12 protein-coding genes are annotated in these 14,091 nt (G+C 64.2%); 8 read left to right on the top strand and 4 right to left on the bottom strand.

Translation table 11 applies throughout. From position 1 onward, the window contains the following. Nucleotides 1-29 precede the first annotated feature (29 nt). The 7 genes from VGM71_RS07970 to VGM71_RS07940 all read left to right on the top strand — a co-directional run bounded on the left by VGM71_RS07970 (nt 30) and on the right by VGM71_RS07940 (nt 7,779). The gene (locus VGM71_RS07970) at nt 30-590 is read left to right on the top strand and encodes a cob(I)yrinic acid a,c-diamide adenosyltransferase (protein WP_331543764.1); all 561 of its coding nucleotides are present in this window, start codon (nt 30-32) and stop codon (nt 588-590) included. Between the two features lie 133 nt (nt 591-723). After that, nucleotides 724-3,249, top strand: coding sequence for an LPS-assembly protein LptD (locus VGM71_RS07965; RefSeq protein ID WP_331543762.1), 2,526 nt, complete (start codon nt 724-726; stop codon nt 3,247-3,249). A 30-nt stretch (nt 3,250-3,279) separates the two neighbouring features. After that, on the top strand, nt 3,280-4,647 hold the full coding sequence (locus VGM71_RS07960; protein WP_331543760.1) for a peptidylprolyl isomerase: 1,368 nt from the start codon (nt 3,280-3,282) through the stop codon (nt 4,645-4,647). Nucleotides 4,648-4,653: 6 nt separating this feature from the next. Next, nucleotides 4,654-5,646 (top strand): 4-hydroxythreonine-4-phosphate dehydrogenase PdxA, encoded by a 993-nt coding sequence (pdxA, locus tag VGM71_RS07955; protein WP_331543757.1) that lies wholly within the window; start codon nt 4,654-4,656, stop codon nt 5,644-5,646. Continuing rightward, nucleotides 5,643-6,422, top strand: coding sequence for a 16S rRNA (adenine(1518)-N(6)/adenine(1519)-N(6))-dimethyltransferase RsmA (rsmA, locus tag VGM71_RS07950; RefSeq protein WP_331543755.1), 780 nt, complete (start codon nt 5,643-5,645; stop codon nt 6,420-6,422). Before pdxA ends, rsmA begins: the two co-directional genes overlap by 4 nt. Before the next feature lie 55 nt (nt 6,423-6,477). Continuing rightward, on the top strand, nt 6,478-6,861 hold the full coding sequence (gene apaG / locus VGM71_RS07945; protein ID WP_331543753.1) for a Co2+/Mg2+ efflux protein ApaG: 384 nt from the start codon (nt 6,478-6,480) through the stop codon (nt 6,859-6,861). Between the two features lie 66 nt (nt 6,862-6,927). Next, complete coding sequence (locus VGM71_RS07940; RefSeq protein ID WP_331543751.1) at nt 6,928-7,779, top strand: symmetrical bis(5'-nucleosyl)-tetraphosphatase; 852 nt, start codon at nt 6,928-6,930, stop codon at nt 7,777-7,779. A gap of 239 nt (nt 7,780-8,018) precedes the next feature. Here VGM71_RS07940 and secA read toward each other — a convergent pair whose 3' ends face one another. Together secA and VGM71_RS07930 are read right to left on the bottom strand one after the other, a co-directional pair. Continuing rightward, the gene (gene secA / locus VGM71_RS07935; protein ID WP_331543749.1) at nt 8,019-10,730 is read right to left on the bottom strand and encodes a preprotein translocase subunit SecA; all 2,712 of its coding nucleotides are present in this window, start codon (nt 10,728-10,730) and stop codon (nt 8,019-8,021) included. A 131-nt stretch (nt 10,731-10,861) separates the two neighbouring features. Further along, nucleotides 10,862-11,800, bottom strand: a complete 939-nt coding sequence (locus VGM71_RS07930; protein ID WP_414675106.1) for a M23 family metallopeptidase — start codon at nt 11,798-11,800, stop codon at nt 10,862-10,864. A 31-nt stretch (nt 11,801-11,831) separates the two neighbouring features. On the opposite strand from VGM71_RS07930, the gene VGM71_RS07925 reads away from it, so the two are divergent. Then, nucleotides 11,832-12,290, top strand: coding sequence for a DUF721 domain-containing protein (locus VGM71_RS07925; protein ID WP_331543745.1), 459 nt, complete (start codon nt 11,832-11,834; stop codon nt 12,288-12,290). Between the two features lie 323 nt (nt 12,291-12,613). On the opposite strand, the gene VGM71_RS07920 is transcribed toward VGM71_RS07925, so the two are convergent. Then, nucleotides 12,614-13,189, bottom strand: a complete 576-nt coding sequence (locus VGM71_RS07920) for a hypothetical protein (protein WP_331543743.1) — start codon at nt 13,187-13,189, stop codon at nt 12,614-12,616. Between the two features lie 4 nt (nt 13,190-13,193). Beyond that, the coding region (locus VGM71_RS07915; RefSeq protein WP_331543741.1) for a DUF6402 family protein at nt 13,194-14,091 on the bottom strand (898 nt) is incomplete at its 5' end.

Genomic DNA, 14,091 nt, shown 5'->3' with positions numbered 1-14,091 from the left:
GATACCCCCGTCCCGTTAGAATCCTCCGGATGGGTAACCGACTTTCCAAGATCTATACGCGCACGGGCGACGACGGCAGCACGGGGCTGGGCGACGGCAGCCGCACCGGCAAGGATTCCCTGCGGGTGGCGGCCTACGGGACCGTGGACGAACTCAACAGCGCCATCGGCATGGTCATCGCCGCCGAGGGCCTGGACGAGGACATCCGTGAAGCACTGGTCCAGATACAGCATGAGTTGTTCGACCTGGGCGGCGAACTGTGCATCCCCGGCATGGCGATGATCCAGGCGAAGGACATCGATCGCCTGGAGAACGTGCTGGACGGCTTCAACGCCGATCTTCCGCCGTTGAAGGACTTCATCCTGCCCGGCGGGGGCATGGCGGCCGCGACCTGCCACCTTGCCCGCACGATCTGCCGCCGCGCCGAGCGCGACGTGGTGGCCCTCGGCCGGACGGAAGACATCCGGCCCGAGGCACAGCGATACCTGAACCGCCTTTCAGACTTACTCTTCGTCATGGCCCGCGTGCTTGCCCGCCGCAGCGGCCACGGCGAGGTGCTCTGGCAACACGAACGCCGCCCGCGCGGCTAAGCTGCCCCGCTCCCTCCGGTGTAAGCTCCCCCGGGGCTTCCAAGGAATCATGCTCATGGGCGACATGCCATCGTGCGGTGGGGTTGGCGATTCTGCTAAGTTGGCGGCCTTTCGACCGGATAAGACCGAACCCGTGACGTCATGCATCAGCATCCTGCCTAAACGCCGCCTGCTGGCGACCGCCGTCGCCCTCATCGTTTCGGCCTCCGCCCTCGACGCCCAGGCGCAAAGTGCGCCGGCCCAGGGTGAAACCCGCGCCGTCGCTCCGGCCGCGATGACGGTCGCGGCGGAAACCTGCCCGCTGGGTTCGTTCATCTGCCCGCCGCGTCCGGTCAGCTACGCGCTGTGCCGTCCGAACGCGATGCTCGATTTCTACGAGCCCTCGATCACCAGGGACAGCTCGCTTCGCGACACGGCGGTGACCGACATCCATTCGGGCATCGACGATGGCAACGCGAGCGGCGTCAAGGTCGAGAGCCCGGAGCCGGACGTCTATCACATGACCGGCGGCGTCCGGATGGAGCGTGCCGACCAGGTGATGCGCGCCCAGGATGTCACATACAACTCCGATTCCACGGCTTACGACGCCCGTGGCGACGTGAAGTACCAGGAGGCTGGCATGCTGGTGTCAGCCGACCGCATGACGGGCACCACGACCCCCAATCAGGGCGATGCGTATAACGTGCGCTACCAGCTCCTGCAGTCGCGCGGCAATGGCGTAGCCGACCATGCGAAGGTGACGGATCCGCAGCATGGCCGCTTCACCGCCGCCAGCTACTCGACGTGCGACGTCGGCAGCCGCATGTGGGAGTTCCGCGCGAAGACGATGAACCTCAACAAGGACACGGGCGTCGGCGAAGCACGCAGCGCGACCATGCGCTTCAAGGGCGTGCCGTTCATGTATCTGCCCTACTTCACGTTTCCGCTGGACGACCGGCGCAAGAGCGGCTTCCTGTACCCGACCTTCGGCTCGAGCACGCGCTCGGGCATGTACCTCAATCTGCCGTACTACCTGAATCTCGCGCCGAACTACGATGCGACGATCACGCCGGGTTACTACAGCGATCGTGGATTCATGCTCGGAGCGGAGTTCCGCTACCTGCTGCCGCGTTCGACCGGCACGTTCGAAGTTCAGTACATGAACAACGACAAGGGGACGGATTACAACGAAAGCCGCACCAGCGATCGTGACGGGTCGAAGCAACGCTATTTCGCCCACATCACCAACTCGACGGACCTGGGCGCGGGTTTCAGCTTCGGGGCCAACATCAACCGGGCGTCGGACAACCAGTACTTCCGCGACTTCAGCAACGACCTCTACCAGTCGTCCGTCGGCATCCTGTATTCGAGTGCCTATGTCCGGAAGTCGGGCGAGTACTGGAGCGCGGCCATCGGTGCCGACGATTACCAGAACGTGGATGCCGGCCTGCCGAACTACGTCGTGCCTTATCGCCGCTGGCCTCGCGCCCTTTTTAACGCGGAAGCGCCGGTCAACGACTGGCTCGACATCGGCGTGGATACCGAAGCCGTGGCGTTCCGCAAGGTCGACCGCGCGCCGGTGTCCGGAACGCGCCCGGGCCAGGTCGATGGTAACCGCCTGGATCTAGCCCCTTACCTGGCGGCGGATTTTTCCGGTGCCTCGTGGTTCGTCCGCCCTCGCGTGGAATACCGCTACACGGACTATCGACTCGACTCGGACTTCCGGCACTTCAACTACACGCAGCAGAGCCCGTCCCGATCGATACCGATCGGCAGCCTGGACGCCGGCCTGATCTTCGACCGCCAGACCAGCTTGTTCGGCAACAGCTACACCCAGACACTTGAGCCGCGCGTGTATTACCTCTACGTGCCGTACCGGAACCAGGACAACCTGCCCATCTTCGACACCAACACGATGTCGTTCGATTTCTGGCAGCTGTTCACGACCAACCGGTTTTCGGGTGCCGACCGGCAGATGGACGCCAACAACGTGACGGCGGCGCTGACCACGCGCCTGCTGGACGACAATGGCGTCGAACGGCTGTCTGCGAGCATCGGCCAGATCAAGTACCTGAGCGACCAGAAGGTGCAGTTGCCGGGCGTGGCGCCCACCGATTTCGGCCGTTCCGACTATGTCGCGCAGCTCGGCATCCAGCTCGACGACCAGTGGCGGCTGAACAGTTCCTACCAGTGGAATCCGAACAAGACCCAGAATCCTTACCCCAACGACCAGGACGAGGTATTCCAGCGGGGCCGCGACACCGACCTCGCCACGGTGCAGGTCCAGCGACGGATCAAGGGCGACGGCATTTTCAACTTCTCGTACCGGTATCGCCGGAACGTGATGGAACAATTCGACACCTCCGTGGTCTTTCCCGTCTCCGAACGCTGGCGCGCGCTGGCCCGGTGGGTCTTCGCCAGGCGCGACGTCCTGCCGGTCACCTATGACGGCCGGACGTTCAACGCGTTCACGTTCTCCCACCGGACCCTGGAAGCTGCCGTGGGCGTTGAGTACGACAGCTGCTGCGTCGCCTTCCGTGTGCTCGGCCGGCACTACGTGCACGACTACCTGCGCCAGACCGACAACGCGATCATGTTCGAGGTTGAATTCAAGGGCTTGGGCTCGCTCAACCCGCAATCGGGCGCCTACCTGCGCCGTGCTATCCTTGGCTATCAATAAATGGGGCATGTGCCCCGGGCTCCCTATTCGATGAAGCAGATCCTCGCCTACTCCCTGCTGGCCGCCTCCGTCCTGGTCGCCGCACCCTCCGCCCACGCCCAGCTGATGCCCTCGGCCCAGCCCTCGCAGGGCATGAGCGTGGGTAACGGCTCGCTCGACCGCATCGTGGCAGTCGTGGAAGAGGACGTCATCCTGCAGAGCGAGCTGGACGAGGCCATCAACACCATCGTCCGCCAGTACGCATCCAACCCCGGCCAGCTGCCGCCGAAGGACGTCCTGGCCCGCCAGGTGCTCGACCGTCTCGTCCTCATGCGCCTGCAGGTACAGCGCGCCAACGACCAGGGCATCCGGGTGTCGGATCAGGACGTTGACCAGGCCGCGGGTAACGTCGCCCAGCAGAACAAGATGAGCCTCGACCAGCTGCGTGCGGCGGTGGAGCAGGACGGCTTCAGCTACGCGGCCTTCCGCCAGCAGCTGTCCGACCAGATCGTCGCCCAGAAGCTGCACGAGAGCGTCGTCCGCGACCAGGTGACCGTCACCGATGCGGAAGTGAACAACCTGCTTGCCAGCCCCACCTACAAGGCGGGCGAAGTCCACCTCGCGCACATCCAGATCAGCACCCCGTCCGGCGGTGGCGCCAACGACATCGCCCAGGCACAGGCCAAGGCCGAGGAAGCCATCAAGGCGATCCAGGGCGGCATGGACTTCAATGCCGCGGCCATCCGTTTTTCCGACGCACCCGACGCGCTCGACGGCGGTGACCTGGGCTGGCGCCGTCTCGATGAAGTGCCGCCTGCGTTCGCCGACGCGGTGTCCACGCTCAAGGCGGGCGAGAACACCGCCGCCCTGCGCGGCCCCACCGGCTTCCACATCCTGAAACTGATGGAAACCCGCCAGCCGGGCCGGCAGATCGTCACGGAGTTCCACGCCCGCCAGATCCTCATCAAGCCCTCCGAGATCGTCACGCCGGAGCAGGCCGAGAAGAAGGCGCAGGATCTCTACACGCGCATCGTCGACAAGAAGGAAGATTTCACCAAGCTCGCCAAGGATGAGTCCAAGGACACGACCACGGCGAACAACGGCGGCGATATGGGTTGGTTCGCAAAGGATGCCTGGGGCCAGGCCATCGGCGCCCAGATCGACCAGCTGAAAGACAACGAGGTGTCGCACCCCATCCAGACCGACGCCGGCTGGATCGTCCTGCAGCGCCTCGGCTCGCGCCAGAGCGACCTTACCGACCAGTTGCAACGCGACCAGGCCCGTCAGGCCATTGGCACCCGCAAGGCGGACGAAGCCTACGAGAACTACTTGCGCGAACTGCGCTCGACCTCGTTCGTGGACGTCCGCGTGCCGGAACTGAAGGATCCGGACGACAAGCAGGCGTCGGCAACGCCGTAAGTCACGATGAACGCGACCATCCTGCCAAGGCTCGCCGTTACCGCCGGTGAGCCTGCCGGGGTGGGACCCGAGCTTCTCGCCCGTCTCGCAGCCGGCGATCTCGCCGCCGACCTCGTCGCGGTAACCGATCGCGACCTGTTGCTTCGCGCCGCTCATGCTTGCGGCCTCGATCTCGACATCCTGGACGACGATGGCACACGCGTGGCATCGCGTCCGGCCGGAAGGATTCGAGTGCGCCATGTGCCGCTTGGCGCCATCGAGGCGCCTGGCAAACCCGACCCGCGCAATGCGCGGCACGTGCTCGACGTGCTCGCCGTGGCGGCCGATGGCTGCCTCGCCGGGGCATTCGATGCCGTTATCACCGGCCCGGTGCAGAAATCCAGCATCAACGAAGCCGGCATTCCGTTCAGTGGACACACCGGTTTCTTCGCAGAGCGCGCCTCCGCCGAGGTGGTGATGATGCTCGCCAGTCCCGACCTGCGCGTCACCCTGGCCACCACCCATCTCCCGCTGTCCGCGGTGCCGGCCGCGATAACGCCGGTGCTGCTCGAGCGCACGCTGCGCATCGTCCAAGCCGCCCTGGCCTCGCTGTTCGGTATCGCCCGTCCCCGCATCGCCGTGCTCGGCCTCAATCCGCACGCCGGCGAGGGTGGGCATATGGGCCGCGAGGAGATCGATACGATCGCACCGCTTCTGGAGCGGTTGCGCGGCGAAGGCATGGACCTGCTCGGGCCGATCCCGGCCGATACCGCGTTCTTGCCGGCCATGCGCAGGCGCTACGATGCCGTGCTCGCGATGTACCACGACCAGGCCCTGCCGGTACTGAAGAGCGAAGCTTTCGACAGCACGGTAAACGTCACCCTCGGCCTCCCCTTCATCCGCACGTCGGTGGACCATGGCACGGCGCTCGACCTCGCGGGTACGGGCGCGGCGAATCCCGCCAGTCTGTTCGCGGCCACGCGTCTCGCCATGGATCTCGTGAGGCACCGCCTGTCATGAACGCACGTCCCAAGAAAAGCTTTGGCCAGCACTTCCTGCACGAGAAGCGCTATATCGACCGTATCGTTTCGTCGATCGCGCCGAAGGACGGCGATACCGTCGTCGAGATCGGCCCGGGCGAAGGCGCCATGACGATACCGCTGCTCGCCGTGGCGAAGACCATGACGGCGATTGAACTGGATACCGATCTCATCCCCGGTCTACAGGAGCGCGCCGCCGCTGTCGGCGACCTGCGCGTCGTTCATTCGGACGTGCTCAAGGTCGACTTCAGCGCATTGGCGCGGGAACTGGGGGCGGAGCGGCTACGCATAGCCGGCAACCTGCCCTATTACATTTCCAGCCCCATCCTATTCCATTGTGTCGAGCACGCAGCAGCCATCCAGGACATGCACTTCATGTTGCAGAAGGAAGTCGTGGATCGCATGGCCGCTGAGCCGGGCAGCAAGGTGTACGGCCGCCTCAGCGTTATGCTCCAGCTGGCCTGCCGGGTGACGCCGCTGTTCACCGTGCCTCCCGGCGCATTCCGTCCGCCGCCGAAAGTGGATTCGGCTGTCGTGCGACTGGTTCCCCTGTCGCCGGAACAGCTGCCCCAGGGCGATCCGGCGAAAATTCACACGGTCGTGAAGGCCGCCTTCGCAATGCGCCGCAAGACCCTCGCGAACACGCTGAAGGGGATGATCGACGAGGCTGCCATACGCGCCCTGGGCATCGATCCTCGCGCACGCGCCGAAACGCTGCCCCCCGGGGATTTCGTGAAACTCGCAAACGTGATGTGAGCGTGTTTTTCGGGGCACACTTGCCCACCCCCTCCCCGTCCCCGACAATCACCGCATGAACTCGAAATCCCCCTACACGATCGATGTGGAGGTCGAAACCCGCTTCGTTCCCGACCAATCGCAACCGGCCGATAACCGCTACGTGTTCGCCTACACGATCACGCTGCGCAATGCCGGGCAGACCGGCGCCCAGTTGCTTACGCGACACTGGTTCATCACGGATGCAAACGGCAAGGTGGAGGAAGTGCGCGGCGACGGCGTCGTTGGCGAGCAGCCGTGGATGCGCCCGGGCGACTCGTTCGAGTACACGTCCGGCGCCGTGCTCGAGACGGCGGTTGGCACGATGGAAGGCAGCTACCGCATGGTGGCCGACGACGGCACGCATTTCGATACGCCGATTCCCACTTTCGTGCTTTCGATACCACGCACGCTCCACTAGGATCGGAACCATGGACTGCGCGCACGCCGGGAACGGCCATAAGGGCACACTGGAGCAACAGGACTGATGGCCGTCTATGCGATCGGCGACGTTCAAGGTTGCTACCCCGAACTCCAGCGACTGCTGGACAAGCTCCGTTTCGATCCGTCCGCCGACAGACTCTGGTTCTGTGGCGACCTGGTGAACCGCGGCGGTGAGTCCCTGGCCACGCTGCGGCTCATCCATTCGTTGCGCGACCAGGCGATCATCACTCTCGGCAACCACGATCTCTCGCTTCTCGCGATCGGCCAGCGCCGCGAAGACGCACAGGCCAGGGTAAACCCCGAACTCCGCGAAGTGCTGTTCGCCGACGACGCGCCCGTGCTGCTCGAGTGGTTGCGTATGCAGAAACTGCTGCACCACGACGAGACGCTGGGCTGGACGATGGTCCATGCGGGCCTTGCACCCATCTGGACCCTGCGTCAGGCGCAGCGTGCGGCGCTCGAAGTGGAGCGCGAACTCGGCGGCCCACGACACCAGCGCCTGCTGAAGAACCTGTTCGGCAACCGCCCGCCGGGTTGGAACAACCGCCTGCAGGGTGTGGAACGCCACCGCGCCACGATCAACACGCTGACGCGCATGCGCTACTGCGACGTCAACGGCCGTATCGATTTCGAGGGCAAGGGCGCACCGGGAACGCAGAAGCCCGGCCTGTACCCGTGGTTCGAAGTGCCCGGCATACGCCGCCGCGAGACGAAGATCGTCTGCGGCCACTGGTCTGCCCTGGGGCGCTTCGCCGGCCTCGGCATATACGCCATCGATACAGGTTGCGTCTGGGGCGGCCAGCTCACGGCCATGCGCCTGGATTCGCCTGAGCCGGTCTACGTCACAGTCGAGGCTGAGTCTTATCGGGAGAAGCCGAAAGGCGGCGGCGACTGATGTAGGAGCGCGCCCTGCGCGTTTATGCCCGCGTCGGGTACGACATGTTTTGAGGCCGTGACCGAGAGCTGGCGCGCCAGCTTGGGAACAGGCGCGAAAACATGTCGCGCGCAAGGCGCGCTCCTACACAGTAGGAAAAAACCGCCTTTCCAGAACGAAAAAGGCGCCCCTCTCGCGAGGGACGCCTCCTTGGCCTCATTAGCCTGTTTTGACACAGGCTGTTTCAGCGGTTTTTTTTGTCAGCTCAATTGGCCGTGGCAGTGTTTGTACTTCTTGCCGGAGCCGCAGGGACAGGGGTCGTTGCGCCCGACCTTCGGCCCTTCATTGAGTACCGGCGCCATCGGCTGCTCGGCGTCGACACCGCCGCCCTGGCCAATCGCCTGGGCGTCAGCGTGCTGGAACTGCAGGCGCTGGGCTTCGGCCATGCGCTGCTGCTCGGCTTCCATCGCGACGACTTCGTCTTCGCTGCGAATGCGGATCCGGGCGAGCATCTGCACCACTTCGCCCTTGATCCGGTCGAGCATCTCGGCGAACAGTTCGAACGATTCGCGCTTGAACTCCTGCTTCGGCTGCTTCTGCGCGTAACCGCGCAGATAGATGCCCTGGCGCAGGTAGTCCATGCTGGCGAGGTGTTCCTTCCAGGCGTTGTCGACCACCGAAAGCATCACGTGCTTCTCGAGCGAGCGCATCGTCTCGGCACCGATCTGCGCTTCCTTTTCGGCGAACAGCGCGTCGACAGCCTCACGCACGTGCTCGAGGATACGTTCGGCGTCTGCGTCCTGTTGTCCTTCGAGCCAGTGCGCCACGTCGAGGCGAAGGTTCAGCTCGCTCGCCAGTTCGCGATCGAGGCCGGCGATGTCCCACTGGTCGTCGATGCTGTCGGCGGGAACGTACTTGCGAACCAGCGCCGCGACGACGTCCTGGCGGATGTCACCGATCATGTCAGAGATGTCGTCGATCTCGAGCAACTCGTCGCGCTGCGCGTAGATCACCTTGCGCTGGTCGTTGGCGACGTCGTCGAATTCGAGCAGGTTCTTGCGGATATCGAAGTTGTGCTGCTCGACCTTGCGCTGCACCTTCTCGATCTGGCGCGTGATGAGACGGTCTTCCAGCGCCTCGTCTTCCTTCATGCCGAACATCTGCATCCAGCGGCCGATGCGCTCGCCGCCGAAGATGCGCATGAGGTTGTCCTGCAGAGACAGGTAGAAGCGCGAGGAACCCGGATCGCCCTGGCGACCGGAACGGCCGCGCAACTGGTTGTCGATACGACGGGACTCGTGGCGCTCGGTGCCGATGATGTGCAGTCCGCCCGCGGCGAGCACCTGCTCGTGACGCTTCTTCCACTCGTCGCGCGCCTTCGCGCGATCGGCGTCGGAGGCGTCTTCCGGCAGCGTGGCGAGCGCGGCCTCAAGGCTGCCGCCGAGCACGATGTCGGTACCGCGACCGGCCATGTTCGTGGCGATGGTCACCGAACCCGGCGCACCGGCCTGGGCAACGATGTGCGCTTCGCGCTCGTGCTGCTTGGCGTTTAGCACCTCATGCGCGATGCGCTCCTTGCGGAGCAGGCCGGACACGAGTTCGGACACGTCGATGGACGCGGTGCCCACCAGTACCGGCTGGCCGCGCTCGTAGCAGGCCTTGATGTCAGCGATGACCGCCTTGTACTTGGCCTCCGGACCGAGGAACACGGAATCCGGATTGTCTTCACGGATCATCGGCTTGTGGGTGGGGATGACGACGACTTCCAGGCCATACACGGTCTGGAATTCGTAGGCTTCCGTATCGGCCGTACCGGTCATGCCGGCCAGCTTCTTGTACATACGGAACAGGTTCTGGAAGGTGATCGTGGCGAGGGTCTGGTTCTCGCGCTGGATCGGCACGCCTTCCTTCGCCTCGACCGCCTGGTGCAGGCCGTCGGACCAGCGGCGACCGGCCAGGGTACGGCCAGTGAATTCGTCGACGATGATGACTTCGCCGTCGCGCACGATGTAGTCGACGTCGCGCTGGTAGATGGCGTTCGCGCGCAGGGCCGCGTTCATGTGGTGGACGACGGCGAGATTCTTGGAATCGTACAGGCCGCTATCCGGATCGATCACGCCCGAGTCGCGTAACAGCTGCTCGGCGTGCTCCATGCCCTCTTCGGACATGTGCACCTGCTTCTGCTTCTCGTCGACGAAGTAGTCGCCCGGGCCGTCTTCCTTCTCCTGGCGGGAGAGGCCCGGCACCACCTTGTTCACCGCGATGTACAGCTGCGGCGAATCCTCGGCGGGGCCGGAGATGATCAGCGGCGTACGCGCCTCGTCGATGAGGATGGAGTCGACTTCGTCGACGATGGCGTAGTGCAGGCCGCGCTGATTGCGCTGTTCCTTGCTGAGCGCCATGTTGTCGCGCAGGTAGTCGAACCCGAATTCGTTGTTCGTACCGTAGGTGATGTCCGACTGATAGGCGCTGCGCTTGTCGGCGTGGTCCATGCCGGGGTACACGACGCCAACCGTCAGGCCGAGGAAGTTGTACAACCTGCCCATCTGCGCCGAGTCGCGCCGCGCCAGGTAGTCATTCACCGTGACGACGTGCACGCCCTTGCTTTCAAGGGCGTTGAGGTAGACCGGAAGCGTGCCGACCAGGGTCTTGCCCTCGCCCGTGCGCATTTCGGCGATGCGGCCGGAATGCAGCACCATGCCGCCGATCATCTGCACGTCGTAGTGACGCATGCCGAGGACGCGCTTGGCGGCCTCGCGGGTGACCGCGAAGGCCTCAGGCAACAGCTTGTCGAGCGTTTCGCCAGCGGCAAGACGCTGACGGAACTCATCGGTCTTGCCACGCAGGGCGTCGTCGGAAAGTTTCTCGAACTCCGGCTCGAAAGCATTGATGCGCTTCACCGTCTTGGACAGGTCGCGCAGCACACGCTCGTTACGGCTGCCGAAAATACTCGTCAGGGCACGATTGAACATCGATCATCCGGATCTGAAACGAAAAAAGTTGCCAGGCGACAGGTAGCCAGCCGGCATGAAGGGACGATCATACTACGGGCGCCCCCGGCTTTCCTCGGGGTGGCGGCGGGCCTGTCCAGATTCAAGCCCGTTCAGCGATGGCTGCGGACGTACGCCAGCGGATTCACGACCCGGTCGTGGTACCAGACTTCGAAATGGACGTGAGAGCCCGTGGAACGGCCGGTGGACCCCGCCTTGGCGATGACGTCGCCGACGCGGACACGCTGGCCCGGTCGCGCGACGATGACGCTGTTATGGGCGTAGCGGGTCATATAGCCGTTGCCATGGTCGATTTCGACGACATTGCCGTAGCCGGAACGCTGACCCGCGAAAGTGACCATGCCTTCGGCCACGGCGGTCACGGCCGTACCCTTCGGCGCGGCAATATCGATGCCCGTATGGCGGGCAGCGTGGCCGCTGAAGGGGTCGGGGCGGCCACCGAAATAGGATGAGATATAGCCGTTCACGGGCATGCCCGTGGGGCGCAGGCTGGATTCGATGCTGCGGTCCATCAGCATGTCGCGCAGCGCTTCAAGCTGGGCCTGCTGGGTGTCGAACTGACCGGAGAGCCGGTCGATGCTTTCGCTGAGCGAGGCCGGCATCGTGTAGGCGGGCACGTCGGCGCCGGTGGTGAGTTCGGGGCCGCCCTGACCGGGCTCCTCGTCGAAATCGAACTCGCCATCGTCGAGCTTGCCGACCTGGGTCAGGCGTTCTCCCAGGGCATTGAGACGGATGGACTGGGCCTGGAGTTGGCCGAGCTTCACGGCCAGGGCGTCGAGGTCGCGCTGTGCGTCACGCCTGATCTCGGCGACGCGGGCGTCCTGGTCGCCCACCTGCTGCTTCAGGTGACCGATATCGCCAAGGGCGCTGGCTTTCGGACCCGCGACCGCCAAGGCGACACCAGCCCCGATGCCTGCAACCCCGAGAATTCCGACCAGGGCGACTGCCACAAACCTGCAGCGCAAGCGCCGGCAGTTAAGGTCGAGCGTTTTCGGCCCTTTCTGGCCACGAGACACGAGTATGATCTGCATACGTTCCACATCGAATAGTCAAAGCCGGCCCATGCCACCGCCGCCCAGTCCGTCCCGCCGCTCCACCAACGGACTCAAGTCCGTCGGAGACGTCGGGCCCGTCGCATCGCTGGCCCAGCGGGCCCGCGAACTCGACCGCCTGGACCGCCAGCTGCGCGCGACGCTGCCCTCACCATTGCGCGATCAGGTCCGTTTCGCGGACCTGCGCGACGGCAGGCTCGTCTTCCTTGCGCCCTCGTCGGCCTGGGCTTCGCGGGTGCGCCTGTATCAGGCGCAGATCCTCGAAGCCGCCCGCGCCATCGGCGCGAAAGCCCACTCGGTTGCTGTGAAAGTGGCCCCCCTGCCACCCGAGGAAATCATCCCCGACCGGCACAAACCGCTTTCCGCTTCGGCCGCCCGCCACCTGCGAGGCGCCGCCGCGTCACTCTCTGACCCCACGTTGCGGGATCTGTTCCTTTATCTGGCCTCTCAGGCCGAAAATTCAGATTAATCCTATGCTTATCTTTGCCCTGGATAGTCCGTAAGTAGCCACGGACTCACAGGGGTGGCAAACTTTATAGCACGCATGAAGCGCGTATATACCGAAAATGTACATAAAATTCATCGTTCGTGACCCGGTTCACGATGGTGCGAGCGCACAAAAGAAGGGTTTTCGAGCAAGTCCGGCATAGAAGGAAAAGCAGGTTCTTCTCACATGACCGTGGATATCTCCGGGCTTGGCTTCGCCATCGCATTAAGTCTGGACATGGCGGAACGTCGGACTAGATCACGAAGTCTTCGCCACGGCCGCTCGCCTGATGGTAACGGTCGAAGTCATGGTTCAAGGCGTTGCCGATGGGCCTGCCGGTCCGTTTGCGCATCATGCTGCTGATTTTGCGCGGCTTCGCGCTCGCGCCTGTGCAGCTCGGCGTAGGTCTTCTTCCGCCAGCGCCAATATTTCTCCCGCTCCTTTTGATAATGCGCTGCCAGCCGCTTCAGAGTGGTTTCGTCCGCACACCGGTCTGTCGTGGCAAGCGGGAAGCCGTTAGCCTTGATGACACGGTGACCAATGGAACGCGCGTTTCCCCAGTCGTAGCCATCGAAGGCTGAGGGGGGATCATAGACAATGGTCTCGCCCAAGAGCGTTCCGGTAGCGGCTTCATAGGCACGGAGGAACACGGGGGCCTCCCATATGACCCCCCAACGCTTGGATGTCTCCGGGTCGGGATGGGGCAAAGGATGAAACGGTGACGGGAGTAGCCAGTAAGGCCGGAAGACGTCCACGCGAATGCAGCCGTCCGGGCTCGTGTCGGAGTGCCAATAGGTGCCCCACGCCTTCTCCCACCAGTTGGAGGCAACATAGAGCAGGACGGCGGCGAGAGCGAGGAAGGCGACGATGGTGGTCCGCATGGCTTCAACCCAGGTCGAGCCAGAGATCCGCCGCTTCCCAGCGCACGTCGGAATAGATCACGAAGTCGCCGCCACGGCCGCTCGCCTGACGGTAACGGTCGAAATCATGGTTGAAGACATTGCCGATGGCCTCCCCGTGCCACTGGAACACCATGCTGTCGAACATCGCGTTCATGACCATCTGCGCCTTGGTCAGCACGCCACTGTGCGTCCAGGTACCGAGGAACTGGAAGCCGTTGAAATCGTAGTTGTCACGAAGGTAGAAGCCGACGTGGGTCACATGCAGGGCCAGCCGGCCGGTCCATGCGTTGCGCATGGCCTCACCGATCAGCGCTACTTTCAACGTGGCCTTTCCCAACGCACCGTACATGTCGTCGAGGGTGTCATAAGTCTCGCCCAGACTCTCGCTGTTCGCCTGGCACTCTTGATCTAGCTGGATGGCTCTCATATCGAGACGCCCGAACTCCACCGAGCTCCGACCGCCCCAGTCCAGCTTCTCAAGCCTCTCTCGAAGCAAGTTAAGCGCCGCGGGATTAGCCATCTTCTCGCGCAACAAGTCTATGGCGTTGCGGCAGCGGGAGAATGATATCGCCCAATCCATGCGGGCTATCGAGGTATCCACGTGCGCGGCCGGGATAGCCAAGGGTTCAGGTGGCCCCTTGGGGGTCTTCCACGCCCCCGGCATCGTCCAGGCCGGCGCCTCGAACCAGCGCTCCATCAGCGCCGCTGAGACAGGCCAGCCCATGCGGCGCATCGCCCCCGGAATTTCCCGGATGTGCAGGGTCGGGATGACGACCTTGGTGGGTTCCGGGTCGCTGATGGGCTTCAGGCGCAGCTCCATGTGCTCCGGGGTCATCATCGTGTCCGGACCCAGGCCATCGGCCGCGTGGGAAACGTCGATC

The sequence above is a fragment of the Luteibacter sp. genome, assembly GCF_036499525.1.
Classification (GTDB): Bacteria; Pseudomonadota; Gammaproteobacteria; order Xanthomonadales; family Rhodanobacteraceae; genus Luteibacter.
This window is presented reverse-complemented; position numbering and strand designations above follow the sequence as displayed.

Coding starts and splice junctions, on each gene's coding strand:
- secA (WP_331543749.1), bottom strand. CDS start 10,730: ATGTTCAATCGTGCCCTGACGAGTATTTTCGGCAGCCGTAACGAGCGT.
- rsmA (WP_331543755.1), top strand. CDS start 5,643: ATGAACGCACGTCCCAAGAAAAGCTTTGGCCAGCACTTCCTGCACGAG.
- VGM71_RS07970 (WP_331543764.1), top strand. CDS start 30: ATGGGTAACCGACTTTCCAAGATCTATACGCGCACGGGCGACGACGGC.
- VGM71_RS07960 (WP_331543760.1), top strand. CDS start 3,280: ATGAAGCAGATCCTCGCCTACTCCCTGCTGGCCGCCTCCGTCCTGGTC.
- VGM71_RS07930 (WP_414675106.1), bottom strand. CDS start 11,800: ATGCAGATCATACTCGTGTCTCGTGGCCAGAAAGGGCCGAAAACGCTC.
- pdxA (WP_331543757.1), top strand. CDS start 4,654: ATGAACGCGACCATCCTGCCAAGGCTCGCCGTTACCGCCGGTGAGCCT.
- apaG (WP_331543753.1), top strand. CDS start 6,478: ATGAACTCGAAATCCCCCTACACGATCGATGTGGAGGTCGAAACCCGC.
- VGM71_RS07920 (WP_331543743.1), bottom strand. CDS start 13,189: ATGCGGACCACCATCGTCGCCTTCCTCGCTCTCGCCGCCGTCCTGCTC.
- VGM71_RS07925 (WP_331543745.1), top strand. CDS start 11,832: ATGCCACCGCCGCCCAGTCCGTCCCGCCGCTCCACCAACGGACTCAAG.
- VGM71_RS07940 (WP_331543751.1), top strand. CDS start 6,928: ATGGCCGTCTATGCGATCGGCGACGTTCAAGGTTGCTACCCCGAACTC.